Here is a 17,049-nt window from a genome sequence, read left to right as displayed (position 1 = left end):
CGTTTTTGATTTCCGCCTGCGGCGGCTGCGCGGACTTCGTAGCCTCCCGGGATGGGAGTTGTAGCGCGGAACCTCGAGAAGCGCGCGCGCCTGCGCATTGCCGTTGGCGGGGCCGTGGTGCTGCTTGTCGTCGGGCTCGGCTGCGCCGTGCTCTTCTCCTCGTTGTCGTCGGCCGGATCGACCTCGGTGGTCACCCCGGGCGACTCGCCGTCGTCCGACCCCGTCGTGTCGTCGGCGATCTATGTGCATGTGCTCGGGGCGGTGTCACACGCGGGGCTGTATGCCCTGCGGGAGGGTGATCGGGCCGTCGACGCCGTGGCGGCCGCAGGCGGCTTCGCGGACGACGCCGACCAAGCGGGGCTCAACCTTGCGCGTTTTGTGAGCGACGGCGAGCAGATCGTGGTGCCCGTGGTCGGGGCGGCTCCTGCTGTCGCCGCGCCCGGTACCACGGTCGCGGGCAAGGTGAATCTCAATACGGCGGATGCCGCGGCACTCGAAACTCTTCCGCGCGTGGGGCCGGCCCTCGCCGCCCGCATCCTGGAGTGGCGCGAGACGAACGGCCGGTTCACGGCCATCGAAGACCTGCTCAGCGTGACCGGAATCGGGGACAAGACCTTCGAGGGGCTGAAGGAGCTGGTGAGTGTTTGAGCACAGGGTGTCCGACCTGCGGCTGCTGGCACCGGCTTGTGCTGCCTGGCTCGCGGCTGGGGTGGTGGTCGCCCTGCCCGACACCGCCGTGGTCATCGCCCTGGTGCTCTGGGCAACGGGGGCGGTACTGCTGGTCGTGCTGCGCCGATCGACCTGGGCCGGGCTGGTCGCCGTGTGCTGTGTCGCGGGTGCGCTGTGCTGCACGGTGATCGCGGTGCAGCAGCCTCTGCGGCGGCCTGAGCCGCTCGCCGAAGCGGCACAGGCGGGGCGCCTGGCGTCGACCCGTGTGGTCACCCAGACGACACTCGGACCGGCGCGCGACGGGCCGTGGCGCGCGACGCTGGTGGGCTACGAGGTAGGGAAGGGCGCGGCATCCGTTCGCCTGCCGGTGCTGGTCTTCGGCGGGCTCCCGCCCGAGGAGGTCGGCATCGGCGCAACGATCGAGCTGCGCGGAACTCTCGCGGTCACGACCCCCGGAGACGACGCGGCGTTCCTGGTCTTCGCCGAGGGGGAGTCAAGGGTCTCGCGGGCTCCGCCGTGGTTCCAGGACTGGGCAAACGGTCTGCGGGCGCGGTTCCGCGAGGCGGCATCCGAGCTGCCCGGCGACGGTGGTGCGCTGCTGCCGGGGTTGGCCATCGGGGACACCTCCGCGGTCGACGAGACACTGGACGCGGCCATGAAGGCGAGCAGTCTGAGCCACCTGACAGCGGTCTCGGGGGCGAACTGCGCGATTGTCATCGGCCTGATCATGCTCGCAGGCGGGGCGGTCGGGCTGTCCCGCGGATGGCGAGTGGTGGCATCCATCACCGTTCTTATCGGATTTGTAGTGCTCGTGACCCCGGAGCCGAGTGTGGTGCGCGCCGCGGCCATGGCGATACTCGTGCTGCTCGCTCTCGCCACGGGCAGGCCGGTGCGCGGGATGCCCGTGCTCTCGCTCGCCGTGCTCGTGCTGCTCGCGAGCGACCCCTGGCTCAGTCGCGACTACGGTTTTGTGCTGTCGGTGCTCGCGACGGGCGGCCTGCTCATAGTCGCGGGCCCGCTTGCGCGTCTGTTCGCCCGGTGGATGCCGTCAGGGCTCGCCGCTGTGCTCGCCGTGCCGGTTGCCGCGCAGCTGGCCTGCCAGCCGGTGCTGATCCTGCTGACCCCGTCGATTCCCGTGTTCGGGGTAGTGGCCAACCTGCTCGCCGAACCGGCGGCGCCCCTCGCCACCGTCGTCGGCCTGCTCGCCTGCCTCGGGCTCGTGGTGGTGCCTCCGCTCGGCGAGTTGCTCGCGCGCATTGCCTGGCTGCCCTCGGCGTGGATCTCCGCCGTCGCGCGCTTCTTCGGCGGCCTTCCGGGAGCGCTGCCGTGGCTGCCCGGAGCGCTCGGTGCCCTCCTGCTCGCCGCGGTCACGGCACTCGGGCTCGTGGCGGCGCTGGGGCCGGGATCCGCCCGCTGGCGACGCTGGTGCGCGCTGCTGTCGCTTGCGCTGTTGGTGGGGCACCTGGGGGCCGTGGCGGGCATCCGGGTGCACGAGCTGCTCACACGCCCGGGCAACTGGCAGATCGCCGCCTGTGACATCGGGCAGGGCGATGCCGTGTTCGTGCGCAGCCTCGGCGAGCTGGCCCTCATCGACACCGGGCCGGAGCCCGAGCGTCTGGGGCTGTGCCTCGACGACCTCGGCATCGGCCGGATCGACCTGCTCGTGCTCACCCACTTCGATCTCGACCACGTGGGCGGCTTGGACGCGATCCTGGGTCGGGTCGACCGGGTGCTCGTCGGACCGAGCGGCGAGGCCGCTGACGACGCCATCGTGGCGGAGCTTGTCGCGGGTGGCGCGCGCGTCGAGCGGGCATCCCGCGGCCTGTCCGGGCTTCTCGGCGAGCTGCGCTGGACCGTGCTGTGGCCCCGGGAGCGATCGGCGGTCGAGCCCGGCAATGACGCGAGTGTCGCGATGACGTTTGAACCGGTGGGCGGGTGCGTAGCGGGATGCCTCAGCTCGCTGTTCCTCGGCGACCTGGGCGAGCGGCCGCAGGCGTTGATGCTGGCGGCCGGCCCGATTCCCCGAGTGGATGTCGTCAAGGTCAGCCACCACGGCTCGGCCGACCAGAACGACCGGGTGTACGAGCGGGCCGGCGCGACGGTCGGGGTGATCGGTGTCGGCGCCGACAACGACTACGGACACCCCAACCCACGACTGCTCGACCTGCTCGCGGCCGTGCACACGAGTGCGGTGCGCACCGACCGGGACGGCATGGTCCTGCTCTCGCCGACCGCGGGCGGCGGCGTCGCTGTGTGGACGCAGAAGTCCGGTGACGGCCCCGACGGATAGGCTTACAGCGATTGAAGCAGCACCCGAACGAGGAGCACAGTGGCAGCCAGACCGGCAGCGAAGACCGCGACAAAGGTCGCCATTCCTCAGCTCTCCTGGGACCGCGTGCGCCCGGCGCGTGTGGTGCTCGTCTCGGGCACGGAGGGGTTCCTTGCCGACCGCGCGATCCGCCTGCTGCGCGACACCCTGCGCATCGAAGACCCGAGCCTCGAGGTCAGCGACCTCGAAGCCGACCAGTACGGCCCCGGGGAGCTCATCACCCTCGCGAGCCCCTCACTGTTCGCCGAGCCCCGCCTCATCCGCGTCACGAACGTCGAGAAGTGCACCGACGCCTTCATCGCCGAGACGCTCGCCTACCTCGAGTCGCCTGCCGACGACACCTACGTGCTGCTGCGCCACGCCGGGGGAGTGCGCGGCAAGAAGCTGCTCGACGCGATCCGCGGCGGTCTCGGCGGCGGCATCGAGATCGTCTGCGCCGAGCTCAAGAAGGACACCGAGAAGATGGAGTTCGCCGCGGCCGAGTTCTCCAGTGCCGGTCGGCGCATCACCCCGGGTGCACTGCGCGCCCTCGTGGGCGCGTTCTCCGACGATGTGTCCGAGCTTGCCTCCGCGTGTCAGCAGCTGCTCGCCGACGCGAGCGAGGAGATCACCGAAGTCACCGTCGAGAAGTACTATTCGGGGCGCGTCGAGACCAATGCCTTCAAAGTGGCGGATGCGGCTATCGCCGGCCGGCACGGTGAGGCTCTCATCCTCTTGCGGCATGCACTGACCTCGGGCGCAGACCCCGTGCCCATGCTCGCGGCTTTCGCGGCGAAGCTGCGCACCATGGCCAAGCTCGCGGGCGCACGTGGCAACTCGGGGCAGCTCGCCTCGCAGTTCGGGCTTGCTCCGTGGCAGGTGGACCGCGCGAGGCGCGACCTCGCCGGCTGGACCGACGACGGGCTCGGCGCCACCATCGAACTACTTGCCGAGACGGATGCCCAGATCAAGGGTGGCGGCCGCGACCCCGTCTACGCGCTCGAGCGCATGGTGCGAGTCGTGGCGTCGCGGGGTTCGGGCGCCTAGCTGAACGATCCGAACCTCGGTCGCAGGCTCCCTCGGCGCTGGGGTCGCGCAATCGCTGGCGCGATTGACATAGCTCCACCGCGCAGCAAAAAGCCCCGCCCGGCGAACCGGACGGGGCTTTTCGACGAAAGACTACTTGGAGAGCGCCGCAACCTGCTTGGCGATGGCCGACTTCTTGTTGGCGGCCTGGTTCTGGTGGATGACGCCCTTGCTGGCTGCCTTGTCGAGCTTCTTGCTCGCAACGATCAGTGACGCGGTTGCTGCGTCCTTGTCGCCGGTCGCAATGGCGGTGCGGGTCGCGCGGATAGCGGTCTTGACCTCGCTCTTCACGGCCTTGTTGCGCTCCTGCGACTTCTTGTTCGTGAGGATGCGCTTGATCTGCGACTTAATGTTTGCCACGTGTATAACCTTCTTGTTTACTGAACGGGATGGGGCAGCCGAGGAAGAGAATCAACCTTCGATTCCCGGCCGCGATTCGCGCTGCAGCTTCAGGATGGAGCGAGCGCGCAAGCCAACAGGCAACATTACCATCCAGGGACTGTTAGGGCAATTGCGCGAGGGCCTCAACAAGTATGCGGGTAAAAGCCTCGGGCCGCGTGACACTCACCATGTGTGTCGCGCCGCGTACGTGAACCAGGCGACCCCTGCGCGCGGCCCGCAGGTATCGACGCTCCTGCACGCGGAAGTGGTCGAGGGTGCCGTTCACCAGCCAGACGGGCGCGTCGATCGCCGCAAGGGACCGCGGCAGGTTCAGCACACGCAGTTCACGCAGGGCGTCATCCATCACCTCAAGGGCGACGCCACCCGAGATGACGTCGTTCGCGAGGTCGGGGTCGCGCACAAAACGCCGGACCATGAAGTTATTGAGGGCGAGCCCGCGATCGCTGAAGCGGTGGATGACGGCCGCACCCACCCGCCACCCGTCGAGAATCAGCCGGGTGGGCTGGGTCCCGCAGCTCGCGGCCAGGATGCCCCGCACGGGGCGCTCCTCGAGCCCTGCGTAGTGCAGGGACAAGTAGCCGCCGAGGGAGAAGCCGACCAAGAAGGTATCGGGGCCGCCGTCGGCAACCGCGCGCTCGATCGTGCGCACCGATTCGGCGACGGTGAAGCGCTCGGCCATACGGGAACCGTGCCCGGGAAGGTCGGGCGTGATGACCGTGTAGCCCAGCCTCTCGAGCTCGAGACGCTGCACGCGCCACATCGAGGAGGAGGTTCGAAGGCCGTGCACCATAACGACGGAACCGGGCATGCGCTCCAGCGTAATAGCCTGAGTACATGCCCATGCTTGCGCCGCACATCTCCTCGGTCCCGGGATCGGGCATCCGCCGGGTCTACGAGATCGCCGCGGGTCTCGAGGGAGTGAACTTCCTCGTGGTGGGGGAGCCCGACGTGCCCGTCGCCGCCCACATCGCGGAGGCCGCGAAGCGCGCGTGGGATGCCGACGAGACGAACTACACGGCCAATGCGGGCATCCCGCCGCTGCGCCGGGCGATCGTCGACAAGCTGGCCCGGGAGAACGACATCCACGTCGACGAGAGCCAGGTGACCGTCACGGTCGGCGCGACGCAGGGGCTGCACCAGGCCATGGCGCTCACGCTGGGGCCCGGCGACGAGGTGCTTGTGCCCGACCCCGGCTATACGACCTTCACGATGAACGCGCACATGCTGAGCGCGGTCGCCGTGCCCTATGAGCTGCGCCCCGAGCGCGATTTCCAGCCCGACCTCGAGCAGCTCGAGAGCCTCATCACCGAGCGCACCCGCGTGCTCATCGTCAACTCGCCGTCCAACCCGCTCGGTGTTATCTTCGACGCCGAGATGCTGCAACGGCTGCTGGATTTCGCGAAGAAGCACGACCTGTGGGTGATCAGCGACGAGGTGTACGAGTACTTCACCTGGGGCGAGAAGCACTCGAGCATGGCGAGCTTCGACGAGGACAACCGCGTGCTCAGCGTCTTCTCGTTCTCGAAGACCTACGCGATGACCGGCGTGCGCGTCGGCTACCTCGTGACGCCGCGCAGCTTCGAGGCCACCATGCGCACGGTTCAGGAGGCGACGGTCAGCTGTGTCGCGACACCCGACCAGTACGCGGCCCTCGCCGCCATCACCGGTGACCACGGGCACGTCGCGGACGCCAAGGCCCACTACCGGAGCAACCTCGCGGCTGCCACCGAGCTGCTGGCGAGCCGGGGCATCCCGTATCTGACACCAAGGGGCACCTTCTATCTCTGGATCGACCTGAGCCACGCGACCGGTGGCAACGTCGCAGCCTGGGCGGAGCGGTTCCTGCGCGAGCAACTCGTCGCCGTCGCCCCCGGCAGCGCTTTCGGGCGCTCGGGTGAGGGCTGGATCCGCGTCTGCCTTGCCGCCCCGCAGGCGGACATCCTCGACGGGCTCGGCAAGCTGCCCGCACCAACGCCAGGAGAAGCCTCATGACCGGTCAGCGCATTGTCATAGCCGGCGCAAGCGGTTTTATGGGGCAGTACTTCGTTCGCAGGTTCCGCGAGGAGGGTGAGACCGTCGTTACGGTCGGTCGCTCAGGCTCCGACGTGACCTGGGGCGACACCGCCGCTCTCGAGGCTGCTCTGGATGGCGCCGACCTGCTCCTGAATCTCGCGGGCAAGAGCGTCAACGCCCGGTATTCGGGGAAGACCATGGCGGCGATCTTCAGTTCGCGCCTGCTGACCACCGGCGAGCTCGGTCGCGCCGTCGAGGCGGTGGCCAGCCCGCCCAAGGTGTGGCTCAACTCGAGCACAGCGACGATCTACAAGCACTCCGACGAGCGCCCGAACACCGACGAGGACGGCATCATTGGCGAGGGCTTCTCGGTGAACGTCGCGAACGCCTGGGAGGGCGAGTTCTTCGCGCACGCCCGTGACGAGACACGCCAGGTGGCGCTGCGCATGGCGATCGTGCTCGGCGACGGCTCGGCCCTGGCGCCTCTGCTCGCGCTCACCCGCCTGGGTTTCGGCGGAACGCAGTTCGGCGGCAAAACCCGCGGCGGCCGCCAGATGTTCAGTTGGGTGCACATCGAAGACGTCTATCGCGCGATCCGCTTCCTGCAGCGGGATGTCACGATCGACGGCACCGTCAACATCTCGTCCCCGAACCCCGTGCGCAATCGCGAGCTGATGGCGACGCTGCGGCGTGTTCTTGGGGTGCCGTTCGGCATCCCGCTGTTCCGCTGGATGCTCGAGTTGGGCGCCTTCGCCATCCGCACCGAGACCGAGCTGCTGCTCAAGAGCCGCTGGGTGCTCCCGACCCGCCTCCTCGCGGAAGGCTTCGAGTTCGAGCACCCCGAGCTCGAGGGCGCGGTGCGCGACATCACCGGTAGGGCTTAGCGCGAGAACGGGGCCGCGACCGAAGTCGCGACCCCGTCCACGGGGAGGGCTATTCGGCCGAGGGTGAAGCCGGAGTCGAGGCGGGGACTGCTGCAGCCTTCGCCGCATCCTTCTCCGCCTTGAGTGTCGCCTTCTCGTCCGCGTCGTACTTCTCGATGAACGCCGCGCGCTTGGCGCCGGGCAACCAGCCCTTGTTGACGACGCGCACCTGGAAGATGGACGCGGCGACCACGAGGATCACGCCGATGACGATCGTGAGCACCACACCGACCGCGACGTTGCCGCTCAGCAGGCTCACACCGATGAGGGTTCCGAACCAGCCGAAGTCCGCGTCGCCGAAGGTGCTGTTCGCGAAGCCGAGGCCACCGAGAACCAGCAGCAGGATCGCGGGCAGGATCGTGATGAGCACGCCGTTGACGAAGCCGCCGAGCACGGCACCCTTGCGGCCGCCGGTCGCGTTGCCGTAGACGCCGGCGCCACCACCCGTGAAGAAGTGGGGCACCATCCCGGGCAGGATCAGCGCGAGCCCGAAGACGGGGCCGAGCCAGATCGCGAGCACGCCGAGGCTGATCAGGCCACCGACGAAGGACGCCAGGAAGCCGATGAGCACGGCGTTGGCGGCGAAGGGGAACACGAGCGGGATGTCGAGCGCGGGCTTGGCGCCCGGAACCACCTTCTCGGCGATGCCCTGGAAGGCGGGGACGAGCTCACCGAGCACCGTGCGCACTCCGTAGAGGATGATCGCGACACCGACACCGAACTGCAGTGCCTGAGCGAACGCGGCCATGATGTAGGCGCCCGCGTCGGGGGATCCGAAGACGGCGAGTGCCTGCTCCATCGGTAGTGAGAACAGTCCCCAAATGGCGAAGACCATGTAGATCAGCACCATCGAGACCGAGGTCGCTACCATGGAGTCGCGCAGGAACTTGAGGCCCTGCGGGAAGTTGATCTTCTCGGTCGACTGGCTCGTGCCACCGACGGCCTGGCCCGCGGCGCCAGCGGCGATGTAGCCGAGGGTTCCGAAGTGGCCGATCGCGATGCTGTCATCGCCGGTGATGCGCTTCGTCCACGGGTGGGCGAACGCGGGCATCACGACCATGATCACGCCGAGCAGGCCACCACCGACGAGGATGACGAGCCAGCTGAGGTTGTCACCGAAGCCGACCGAGAGCACAACCGCCAGCAGGATCGACATGAACACCATGTGGTGACCGGTGAGGAACACGTACTTGAGCGGCGTGAACCGCGCGAGGAGCAGCATCACGATGAACCCGACGACGAGCACGTAGGCGCTGGTCGCCCCGTACTGCTCGGCCGCGAGTGCCGTGATGACCTCATTGGTCGGGATGACGCCCTGGGCGCCCGTGACCGCAAGGATCAGGTTGCCGAGCGGGTTGAGCGAAGCGACGACGACGCCGGCGCCCGCCCCGAGGATCAGGAAGCCGAGCGCCGCCTTGAGGCCGCCGCCGATGACGTTTCCGGCGGGCCGCTTGAGGGCGATGAGTCCGATCGCGGTGATGATTCCGACGAGATACGCCGGAACATTGAGGATCTGCTTGCCGATGAAGTCGAGTACAACAACTAACCACTCCATTGTGGGGTGCTCCTTCTGTCTGGGTGTTTCGGGTTGATGGGTGGACGTACGGTCTAGTCGAGGGCGATCTTGAGCTTCTCGGTGATCTCGTCGAGGTCGAAGAAGTTGTTGATCACGATGACTTCGGCGTCGATCTCGCCGATCTCGGGCACGAACTCCTCGGAGGTCAGCACGATCTGCGCGTCACGGGCCATGCCGCGCGCGACGCCGATGTCGGCAGCCTCCACGTCGGCATCCACTCCGAGGGAGCGCAGCACCTTCTCGGTGTTCATCTTGAGGAGAACGGACGTGCCGATCCCCATTCCACAGACGGCGACGATCTTGATGCTCATGGTGGGTACCTTTCTCGAGGGTGGGACTATCAAGCGCTCAGCTGGCTGAGCAGGGTCTTGAGGTCGGCGGGCGAGCTCGCGGCCTTCAGGCGGGCGAGAGCCGCGTCATCCGACAGCACACCGGCAAGTGCGGACATCACTTCGAGGTGTCCGTCGTGGTCGGGTGCGGCCAGGCCAATGACGAGGGACACCGGGTCGTTGCTCGGGTGGCCGAAGGGCACGGGCTCGGTCAGCGAGATCCAGCTGAGGCCCGCGCGCAGCACAGCGGGGGACGGGCGGGAGTGGGCGAGGGCAAGGCCGGGCGCGATGACCACGTAGGGTCCGAGCTCGTCGATCGCGGCGATCATCTCGGCCGTGTAGGCCGCGGTGGTGACGCCGCCGGCGACGAGTGCATCGCCCGCGAGGGTGACGGCGCCGCGCCAGTCGGGGGCGGAGGCGGCAACGGAAATGGAGCTCTCCGAGAGGGCGGCATCGAGAGCGTTGCTCGTCTCAGCGGCTTCAGGCATTCGGAATCTCCTTGGGCTTTCCGGCCGCGTCAGTGCCGCCTTCGCCCGAGCCTATACCGACAACAGGACTTTTGACCACATGTGAGCCAAAGTGTCTCAGCGTGCCGTTTGGCGGGTGAGTCGGCTGATCCGGTCCGCCTCGAAGAGGGCGTCCTGTGCGATGAGGGATGCGCCGAGCACCCCCGCCTTCTGCCCGAGGCGACTCGACGCCACGATGAGGCCCTGGCCCGAGAAGTCCCGCGACTTCGCCAACAGCGCTCGCCGGATGGCCCCGACGAAGGGCTCGCCGGCCTGGGATAGGTTGCCGCCGAGCACCACCACCGCGGGGTTGAGTATCCCCACGACATCGACGAGCGCGTCGCCGATCTCGGCCCCAGCGGCGGTGAGGAGCTCGAGCGCATCCTTATTGCCCCTCGCGGCGAGGGCAACGATGTCGGCGCTTGTGCGCACCGGGTAGCCGCGCGCGATCAGTTCGCGACGGATGTAGTACCCGCTCGCGATCGCCTCGAGGCAGCCCTGCCTGCCGCAGGTGCACGGCTCGTCGCCGCCGCGGGAGAAGTGCGCGAAGTCCCCGGCGCCGCCTCGCGCTCCCCGATAAATCTGCCCGTCGAGCACCAGTCCGCAGCCGATGCCGAGCCCGAGCTTGAGCACGGTGATGTCCCGGTACTCCGGCCAGCCGAGACGGGATTCGCCGATCGCCACGATGTTCACGTCGCGGTCGACCGCGAACACGGCGGTGAAGTCGTCGGGGAAGTAGTCCTTGACGAGGATGCCCTGCCACTCGGCGTTGATCTGCGGGGAGGCGAGGCGGCCCGTCGTCGCGTCGACCGGTCCCGGAACGCCGACCCCGACGCCCCGCACGTCGGCGCGGGTCTTGCCGAGCTGCAGCAGCAGGTGGTCGAAGACCTGGATGGCCCACTTGAAGATGTCTTCGGGTCCGTCGGCGAGGCCGATGTCCGCCTCATCCTCGATGAGCACGGTGGAGACGAGATCGGTGACACCGACCCGGGTGTGCGAGCCGCCGACATCGATGCCGAGCAGCAGACCGGCATCCTTGTTGACAGCGAAATGCTCGGCCGGACGTCCGCCCTGCGAGTCACGCTGGCCGGCGATCACGATGATGGATGCGGCGAGCAGCTCGTCGAGCCGGCGGGCGAGGGTGATACGCGACCAGCCGAGCTCCTCGATGAGGTCGGTTCGCGTCGTCGCGGCGCCCGACCGGATGAGTTCGAGCACCACGCCCGAGCCGGTCGACAGAACGTGCGCCATGTCGGATCTCCTTCGATTGACTTAAGTACATTTGTATACCAAAGTGAGCAACATGGCTATCGAACACCGTCGTTCACAAGAATCCGACCCTCGACTCGAGTCGCGCGCGATCGCCGCTGCGACCGCGATTCCAGCACACGTCGTGGAGGCGAAGGGGCATGGACACGCCGGAACGGCCATGGCGCTCGCACCACTGTCGCACGTGTTGTTCTCGCGCGTGCTGCGCCACAACCCCGCGAACCCCGACTGGGCCGTGCGCGACCGCTTCGTGCTGAGCGCCGGTCACGCGAGCCTGCTGCTCTACGTGCAGCTTTTCCTCACCGGCTACGGCCTCACCCTCGACGACATCGCGGCGAGCCGCAAGCTGGGCTCGCTCACCCCCGGGCACCCCGAACGCGGCCACACACCCGGCGTCGACATGAGCACCGGTCCTCTCGGCCAGGGCGTCGCTTCGGCGGTGGGCATGGCGCTCGCCGCACGCCGTGAGGCGGCTCTGTTCGCGGGCGACACGGGCATGCTCGACCAGACCATCTGGGTCGTCGCGGGCGACGGCTGCCTGCAGGAGGGCGTCTCGGGGGAGGCCTCGAGCCTCGCAGGCACGCTCGGCCTCGACAACCTTGTGCTCATCTGGGACGACAACAGCATCACTATCGACAGCGGTAGCGTCGAGGCGTTCAGCGAGGACGTGCGCGCCCGCTACCGTGCCTATGGCTGGCGGGTGCTCGAAATCGACGACGCTACCGACACGGAGCTCATCGAGAGTGTGCTGCGCTCTGCCCGAGAGTCGGACGGGCGACCCACCTTCGTCGCGCTCCGCTCGGTCATCGGTGCTCCCTCGGTCCGCTTCTCCGGCACCTCCGCCGCGCACTCGGGCGGGTTCGGGGCCGAAGAGGTCGCTGCGGTCAAGGTCGCGCTCGGCTTTGCGGCCGACGCCCCGCTCAAGGACCTCGTGTCCGACGAGGTGCTTGCGTACACCCGGCTTGCGCTCGATCGTGGGGTCGCGCTCGAGCGGGCATGGCGCGAGCAGCTCGCCCGCTGGGACGGCGCCGACGCCTGGCTCGCCTTCCGTGCGGGTGCGGATGCCGCGGCGCAGCTCGCCGCGATCGATTCGGTTGCGCTTGCCGCTCCGGGCAGCCCCGTCGCCACCCGCAAGACCAACGGCGCCGTGATCACGGCCCTCGCGGATCTCCGCACCTGGTGGGGCGGCTCCGCCGACCTCGCGGGTTCCACGAACGTCGCCGTGCCGGGCTCGGCCGTCTCGGCGGATAATCCCGGCGGCGAGTTCGTGCGTTTTGGCATTCGCGAGCACGCGATGGCCGCGATACTCACCGGAATCGCGCTGCACGGGCCGTGGCGGCCGTTCGGATCGACGTACCTGGTGTTCAGCGATTACATGCGGCCGAGCATCCGGTTGGCGGCACTGATGCAGGTGCCCGTGGTCTACGTCTTCACCCACGACTCGGTCGCGGTCGGCGAGGACGGCCCGACCCACCAGCCTGTCGAGCAGGTCGCGTCGCTGCGCATCGTGCCCGGGCTCGATGTCGTTCGCCCTGCTGACGCCGCCGAGGTGCTCGCCGTGTGGCGACGCCTCGTGTCGCGGCCGGCCGGACCGACCGCGCTCATTCTCGGTCGACAGGACGTGCCCGTTCTGGGTGCGCGCGACAACATCGACGTGGGGGTCGCGAACGGCGGCTACGTCGCCTGGCAGAGCGGGGCGGGCGATGAGCTCGCGATAATCGCGACCGGCAGCGAGGTCTCGCTCGCGATCGAAGCGGGTTCCCAGTTGGCGGATGTCGCCGTGCGGGTCATCTCGATGCCCTCGGTCGAATGGTTCGTGGAGGCCTCCGACGAGTACCGGGAGTCGGTGCTGCCGTCATCCCTCACCGCGCGCGTCGCGGTCGAGGCGGGACGCAGCGACGGCTGGTGGCGGTTCGCCGGAACACGTGGCGAGGTCATCGGAGTCGAGGCATTCGGTGAGTCGGGGAGCGGTCCGGAGATCCTCGCGCTGCGCGGAATCACCGTGGATGCGGTGCTCGCGGCCGCCCGCAGCACCCTCGCGCGCACCTAAGGCCTCGGTTCGTGGGAGAATTGCCGACAAATGTCTCCCCGCGCAAACACAGCCCTCGAGCCTGCCTCCACCGATCCGGCGTTCATCCGCAACTTCTGCATCATCGCCCACATCGATCACGGCAAGTCGACCCTTGCCGACCGTATGCTCCAGATCACGGGAGTGGTGAGCGACCGCGACATGCGCGCGCAATACCTCGACCGCATGGACATCGAGCGCGAGCGCGGCATCACCATCAAGAGCCAGGCCGTTCGTATGCCCTGGGAGCTCGACGGCAAGACCTACGCGCTGAACATGATCGACACCCCCGGGCACGTCGACTTCACCTACGAGGTGTCTCGCTCGCTCGCCGCGTGTGAGGGTGCGATCCTGCTCGTCGACGCCGCGCAGGGCATAGAGGCCCAGACGCTCGCGAACCTGTACCTCGCGCTCGAGAACGACCTCACGATCATCCCCGTGCTCAACAAGATCGACCTGCCGGCAGCCGACCCCGAGAAGTACATCAAAGAGATCGTCGGGCTCATCGGGTGCAAGCCCGAAGACATCCTGCTCGTCTCGGGCAAGACCGGGGTAGGCGTACCGGAGCTTCTCGACCAGGCGACCCGTCTCATCCCGCCGCCCGTCGGGGATGCGAACGCGCCCGCCCGCGCGATGATCTTCGACTCGGTCTACGACGCCTACCGGGGCGTGATCACCTACGTGCGCATGATCGACGGAAAGATCAACCCGCGCGAGAAGATCATGATGATGAGCACCAAGAGCGCCCACGAGGTGCTCGAGATCGGTGTCAGCGCGCCCGAACCGACGCCCACCAAGGGTCTCGGCGTCGGCGAGGTCGGCTACCTGATCACCGGTGTGAAGGACGTGCGCCTCTCCAAAGTCGGCGACACGGTCACCTCGTTCGCGAAGCCCGCGACCGTCGCGCTCAAGGGCTACTCCGAGCCCATGCCGATGGTGTTCTCGGGGCTCTACCCGATCGATGGCAGCGACTACCCGCTGCTGCGCGAGGCGCTCGACAAGCTCAAGCTGTCGGATGCCGCACTTGTCTACGAGCCCGAGACGTCCGTCGCGCTCGGCTTCGGGTTCCGCTGCGGCTTCCTCGGCCTGCTGCACCTCGAGATCATCACTGAGCGCCTCGAGCGCGAGTTCGGCATCGACCTGATCGCCACGGCGCCGTCCGTGATCTACGAGGTCACCACCGACGACAAGAAGACCGTGACCGTCACCAACCCGAGCGAGTTCCCGGGCGGCAAGATCGCCGAGGTGCGCGAGCCGGTCGTCAAGGCGTCCATCCTGCTCCCCAAGGACTTCGTCGGAACCGTTATGGAGCTGTGCCAGGGCCGCCGCGGCACCATGCAGGGCATGGAGTACGTCGGCGAGGACCGCGTCGAACTGCACTACACGATGCCGCTCGGCGAGATCGTGTTCGACTTCTTCGACCAGCTGAAGAGCAAGACCGCTGGCTACGCCTCACTGGATTACGAGCCGATCGGCGACCAGGCTGCTGACCTCGTGAAGGTCGATATCCTGCTGCAGGGTGAGGCCGTCGACGCGTTCAGCGCGATCGTGCACCGGGAAAAGGCGTACGCCTACGGAGTCCTGATGACCGAGCGACTCAAAAAGCTCATCCCGCGCCAGCAGTTCGAGGTGCCGATCCAGGCAGCCATCGGCGCACGCATCATCGCCCGCGAGAGCATCTCCGCAATGCGCAAGGACGTTCTCGCCAAGTGCTACGGCGGTGACATCACCCGCAAGCGCAAGCTCCTCGAGAAGCAGAAGGAGGGCAAGAAGCGCATGAAGATGGTCGGACGCGTCGAGGTTCCGCAGGAGGCGTTCGTCGCAGCGCTGACCGGCGACACCGAGGCGAAGAAGAAGTAGTGACGGTTCCGGCGGCCAACTTTCCGTTCGCCGGCATTACCCTCTCCGAGGCACCGGCTCCGCCCGGCTACCGGCTCGTTTCACGCCGCACACTCCTGACCTGTTCATTCGAGGATGCGCTGCCCGTGCTCATGACCTGGGGTATCAAGACCCGCGCGGGGTTCCGCGTCTCCTCCTCGGCGCCGGTCGCGGTCGGCGACGTTCTTGAGGTGCGGCTCGGGCCCGTGCGCGAGCCGGTTCGGGTGGCGTGGGTCACTTCTGCCGGCTTCGGCTACGAGACTCTTGTGGGACATCCTCTGGCAGGCGAGGAGGCGTTCCTGCTGGAGACGGACTCCCTGGGCCGGCTGTGGTTCGTGAATCGCTCCATCTCCCGGCCGGTCGGCGCGTGGCGTCTTGTCGCTTGGCCGCTTCGGCTCGCGCAGGCGTTCTTCGTGCGGCGCTACGGTCGCGTCATGGAATCGTCCTGATGTGGATTATTGACCTGATCGGGGAGATCTTCTTTCACGCGATCGGCGAAACAATCGTCGGGGCATTTCGGCGTGCCCGGGTGTGGCGCAAGGCGCTCGACCCGGCCGTGCACGCGGCCACAGCGCAGCAGGTCGGGGAGTACAAGGCCCAGCCGCGTCAGCCGCGCGCGCTGACGCTGCAGGAGCGCAACCTGCTGTTCGCCCTCATCGATAGGATGCCCGGCGGCCGCGAGGAAGCTCTCGTTCAACTGCGAACCGCTCGGCACGCCGGTCTCGCCCACGCCGGATCACACGTGTGCTTCACCATCGAGGTCGTCGACGAGGCTCCGGAGGTGCCCGACGGCGTCCACCTCGTCGACCGCAAGGTGCGCACCGAGGGCGACTCGGCGGGATCCCTGCAGCTGCACTTCGTGAAGGGCAGGCTCGCCCTACTGGCCTGGTCCGAGCTCCCGGCCGGACGCGACCCCTACGTGCCCTCGCAGCTCCCAGCCCTCGACCGCCTCCTCTGAGCGTGGGGGTTGTGGAAATTCAGGGCTTTGGCACCGCCATCCGCCTGAAACCTTTCCCGTGGTGAGTTCTGCGACCAAAGCCCTGAATTTCCGAAAGGCCCGGGGTCAGGGGCGGGCCAGCGCGGTCGCGTTGTGCTGCGCGATGATGTCGGAGTTGACGGCGGCGCCGACCATGAGTCCCTGGGCGGCTGACGTCACCACTTGTGCCATCGGGTCGGAGACGTTGCCCGCGGCCCAGATGCCCGCGACGGAGGTCGCCCCGAACTCGTCCACGGGAATGTGCGTGCCGAGCCCGCGGGGATGCTCCACGGGGAGCAGGCCGAGCCCGGCGACCATGTCGGCACGCGGGGACATCCGGGATGCCACGGCGAGAGCCTCGACGGCGTGCCGGGAGCCATCGGCGAGGGTGATCGAGGTGAGTGCGTCATCCCGCACATCGAGCGAGGCGACGGCGCCGTGCACGACCCGGATGCCGCGTGCAGCGAACAGGGCGGCATCGTCGGCGGAGAGCGTGATCGCCGGATCGAGGTAGACGGTCACGTCGTCGCTGAGCTCGCGGAACATGACCGCCTGGTGCGCGACCATCGTGTGCGTGCCGAGGATGCCGATCGTGCGATCGCGCACCTCCCAGCCGTGGCAGTACGGGCAGTGGATGGCGTCGCGTCCCCAGCGGTCGGCGAGCCCGGGGATGTCGGGCAAGTCGTCGGTCACGCCCGTGGCGAGCACGAGGCGAGGCGTTGTGAAGGTGTCGCCGGCATCCACCGAGAAGCCGGGTCGCACCGCTGTCACTGCGGCGTCGAGAAATTGCACGCCGTACTCGGCCGCCTGCTCGCGTCCGATCCGCTGCAGCTCGCGCGGGTCGATGCCGTCCCGAGTGAGAAAGTTGTGCACCCCGTCTGCGGGCGCATTGCGCGGCTGACCGCCGTCGATGACGAGCACGGAGCGGCGGAAACGGCCGAGGGCCGTGGCGGCGGCGAGCCCGGCGGCCCCGCCCCCGAAGATGATGACGTCGAAGTTGTTCATTCCTTGATCGTGCGCCGGGGCGTCCAGAACCAGCAAGCTCT

General features: G+C 68.2%; 16 protein-coding genes. 9 read left to right on the top strand and 7 right to left on the bottom strand.

Annotation, left to right across the window (positions count from 1 at the left end):
* Positions 1–51 precede the first annotated feature (51 nt).
* From EYE40_RS05985 to holA, 3 genes are read left to right on the top strand one after another with little or no spacing between them, the layout of a single operon-like run.
* Positions 52–648: a ComEA family DNA-binding protein gene (locus EYE40_RS05985; RefSeq protein ID WP_130981094.1), complete on the top strand. Its 597-nt coding sequence runs from the start codon at positions 52–54 to the stop codon at positions 646–648.
* Positions 641–2,959: a ComEC/Rec2 family competence protein gene (locus tag EYE40_RS05980; RefSeq protein ID WP_130981093.1), complete on the top strand. Its 2,319-nt coding sequence runs from the start codon at positions 641–643 to the stop codon at positions 2,957–2,959. The genes EYE40_RS05985 and EYE40_RS05980 overlap by 8 nt, the downstream gene beginning before the upstream one ends.
* A 39-nt stretch (positions 2,960–2,998) precedes the next feature.
* Entirely contained in the window at positions 2,999–4,024 is a 1,026-nt protein-coding gene (gene holA / locus EYE40_RS05975) for a DNA polymerase III subunit delta (RefSeq protein WP_130981092.1), read from the top strand.
* Between the two features lie 132 nt (positions 4,025–4,156).
* On the opposite strand, the gene rpsT is transcribed toward holA, so the two are convergent.
* The gene (rpsT, locus tag EYE40_RS05970; RefSeq protein WP_130981091.1) at positions 4,157–4,423 is read right to left on the bottom strand and encodes a 30S ribosomal protein S20; all 267 of its coding nucleotides are present in this window, start codon (positions 4,421–4,423) and stop codon (positions 4,157–4,159) included.
* Positions 4,424–4,565: 142 nt separating this feature from the next.
* Complete coding sequence (locus EYE40_RS05965; protein WP_130981090.1) at positions 4,566–5,273, bottom strand: alpha/beta fold hydrolase; 708 nt, start codon at positions 5,271–5,273, stop codon at positions 4,566–4,568.
* Between the two features lie 26 nt (positions 5,274–5,299).
* On the opposite strand from EYE40_RS05965, the gene EYE40_RS05960 reads away from it, so the two are divergent.
* Both EYE40_RS05960 and EYE40_RS05955 read left to right on the top strand, forming a co-directional pair.
* Positions 5,300–6,457 (top strand): pyridoxal phosphate-dependent aminotransferase, encoded by a 1,158-nt coding sequence (locus EYE40_RS05960; protein ID WP_130981089.1) that lies wholly within the window; start codon positions 5,300–5,302, stop codon positions 6,455–6,457.
* A complete protein-coding gene (locus EYE40_RS05955; RefSeq protein ID WP_130981088.1) occupies positions 6,454–7,362 on the top strand; it encodes a TIGR01777 family oxidoreductase in 909 nt (302 codons plus the stop codon). Before EYE40_RS05960 ends, EYE40_RS05955 begins: the two co-directional genes overlap by 4 nt.
* A 49-nt stretch (positions 7,363–7,411) precedes the next feature.
* Here the strand turns inward: EYE40_RS05955 and EYE40_RS05950 are convergent, their stop codons facing one another.
* From EYE40_RS05950 to EYE40_RS05935, 4 genes are all read right to left on the bottom strand, one after another.
* Positions 7,412–8,956 carry a PTS ascorbate transporter subunit IIC gene (locus EYE40_RS05950; RefSeq protein WP_130981087.1) on the bottom strand — a complete coding sequence of 515 codons (1,545 nt, stop codon included), beginning with the start codon at positions 8,954–8,956 and terminating at the stop codon, positions 7,412–7,414.
* Between the two features lie 53 nt (positions 8,957–9,009).
* Entirely contained in the window at positions 9,010–9,282 is a 273-nt protein-coding gene (locus EYE40_RS05945; RefSeq protein WP_130982810.1) for a PTS sugar transporter subunit IIB, read from the bottom strand.
* A 35-nt stretch (positions 9,283–9,317) separates the two neighbouring features.
* Positions 9,318–9,794, bottom strand: coding sequence for a PTS sugar transporter subunit IIA (locus EYE40_RS05940; RefSeq protein ID WP_130981086.1), 477 nt, complete (start codon positions 9,792–9,794; stop codon positions 9,318–9,320).
* Between the two features lie 96 nt (positions 9,795–9,890).
* Positions 9,891–11,063 (bottom strand): ROK family protein, encoded by a 1,173-nt coding sequence (locus EYE40_RS05935; protein ID WP_130981085.1) that lies wholly within the window; start codon positions 11,061–11,063, stop codon positions 9,891–9,893.
* Between the two features lie 52 nt (positions 11,064–11,115).
* Between EYE40_RS05935 and EYE40_RS05930 the strand changes: the two genes are divergently transcribed.
* From EYE40_RS05930 to EYE40_RS05915, 4 genes are read left to right on the top strand one after another with little or no spacing between them, the layout of a single operon-like run.
* Complete coding sequence (locus EYE40_RS05930) at positions 11,116–13,131, top strand: transketolase family protein (protein WP_130981084.1); 2,016 nt, start codon at positions 11,116–11,118, stop codon at positions 13,129–13,131.
* A gap of 30 nt (positions 13,132–13,161) precedes the next feature.
* Positions 13,162–15,009, top strand: coding sequence for a translation elongation factor 4 (gene lepA, locus EYE40_RS05925; protein WP_130981083.1), 1,848 nt, complete (start codon positions 13,162–13,164; stop codon positions 15,007–15,009).
* A complete protein-coding gene (locus tag EYE40_RS05920; RefSeq protein WP_130981082.1) occupies positions 15,009–15,476 on the top strand; it encodes a DUF1990 domain-containing protein in 468 nt (155 codons plus the stop codon). Before lepA ends, EYE40_RS05920 begins: the two co-directional genes overlap by 1 nt.
* Positions 15,476–15,985 (top strand): hypothetical protein, encoded by a 510-nt coding sequence (locus tag EYE40_RS05915; protein ID WP_130981081.1) that lies wholly within the window; start codon positions 15,476–15,478, stop codon positions 15,983–15,985. Before EYE40_RS05920 ends, EYE40_RS05915 begins: the two co-directional genes overlap by 1 nt.
* Positions 15,986–16,090: 105 nt before the next feature.
* Here the strand turns inward: EYE40_RS05915 and EYE40_RS05910 are convergent, their stop codons facing one another.
* Positions 16,091–17,008, bottom strand: a complete 918-nt coding sequence (locus EYE40_RS05910; protein ID WP_130981080.1) for an NAD(P)/FAD-dependent oxidoreductase — start codon at positions 17,006–17,008, stop codon at positions 16,091–16,093.
* Positions 17,009–17,049: the final 41 nt, after the last annotated feature.

It is taken from the genome of Glaciihabitans arcticus, from assembly GCF_004310685.1.
In the GTDB taxonomy this organism is placed as follows: Bacteria; Actinomycetota; Actinomycetes; order Actinomycetales; family Microbacteriaceae; genus Conyzicola; species Conyzicola arctica.
The sequence above is the reverse complement of the archived record's forward strand: the minus strand, read 5'-3'. Positions and strand labels throughout refer to the sequence as shown.

What these genes read in the sequence shown, in the direction of transcription:
- EYE40_RS05930 (WP_130981084.1), top strand. Translation starts at nt 11,116, where the DNA reads ATGGCTATCGAACACCGTCGTTCACAAGAATCCGACCCTCGACTCGAG.
- EYE40_RS05985 (WP_130981094.1), top strand. Translation starts at nt 52, where the DNA reads ATGGGAGTTGTAGCGCGGAACCTCGAGAAGCGCGCGCGCCTGCGCATT.
- EYE40_RS05910 (WP_130981080.1), bottom strand. Translation starts at nt 17,008, where the DNA reads ATGAACAACTTCGACGTCATCATCTTCGGGGGCGGGGCCGCCGGGCTC.
- lepA (WP_130981083.1), top strand. Translation starts at nt 13,162, where the DNA reads ATGTCTCCCCGCGCAAACACAGCCCTCGAGCCTGCCTCCACCGATCCG.
- EYE40_RS05965 (WP_130981090.1), bottom strand. Translation starts at nt 5,273, where the DNA reads ATGCCCGGTTCCGTCGTTATGGTGCACGGCCTTCGAACCTCCTCCTCG.
- EYE40_RS05935 (WP_130981085.1), bottom strand. Translation starts at nt 11,063, where the DNA reads ATGGCGCACGTTCTGTCGACCGGCTCGGGCGTGGTGCTCGAACTCATC.
- EYE40_RS05960 (WP_130981089.1), top strand. Translation starts at nt 5,300, where the DNA reads ATGCCCATGCTTGCGCCGCACATCTCCTCGGTCCCGGGATCGGGCATC.
- EYE40_RS05955 (WP_130981088.1), top strand. Translation starts at nt 6,454, where the DNA reads ATGACCGGTCAGCGCATTGTCATAGCCGGCGCAAGCGGTTTTATGGGG.
- EYE40_RS05950 (WP_130981087.1), bottom strand. Translation starts at nt 8,956, where the DNA reads ATGGAGTGGTTAGTTGTTGTACTCGACTTCATCGGCAAGCAGATCCTC.
- EYE40_RS05915 (WP_130981081.1), top strand. Translation starts at nt 15,476, where the DNA reads ATGTGGATTATTGACCTGATCGGGGAGATCTTCTTTCACGCGATCGGC.
- EYE40_RS05940 (WP_130981086.1), bottom strand. Translation starts at nt 9,794, where the DNA reads ATGCCTGAAGCCGCTGAGACGAGCAACGCTCTCGATGCCGCCCTCTCG.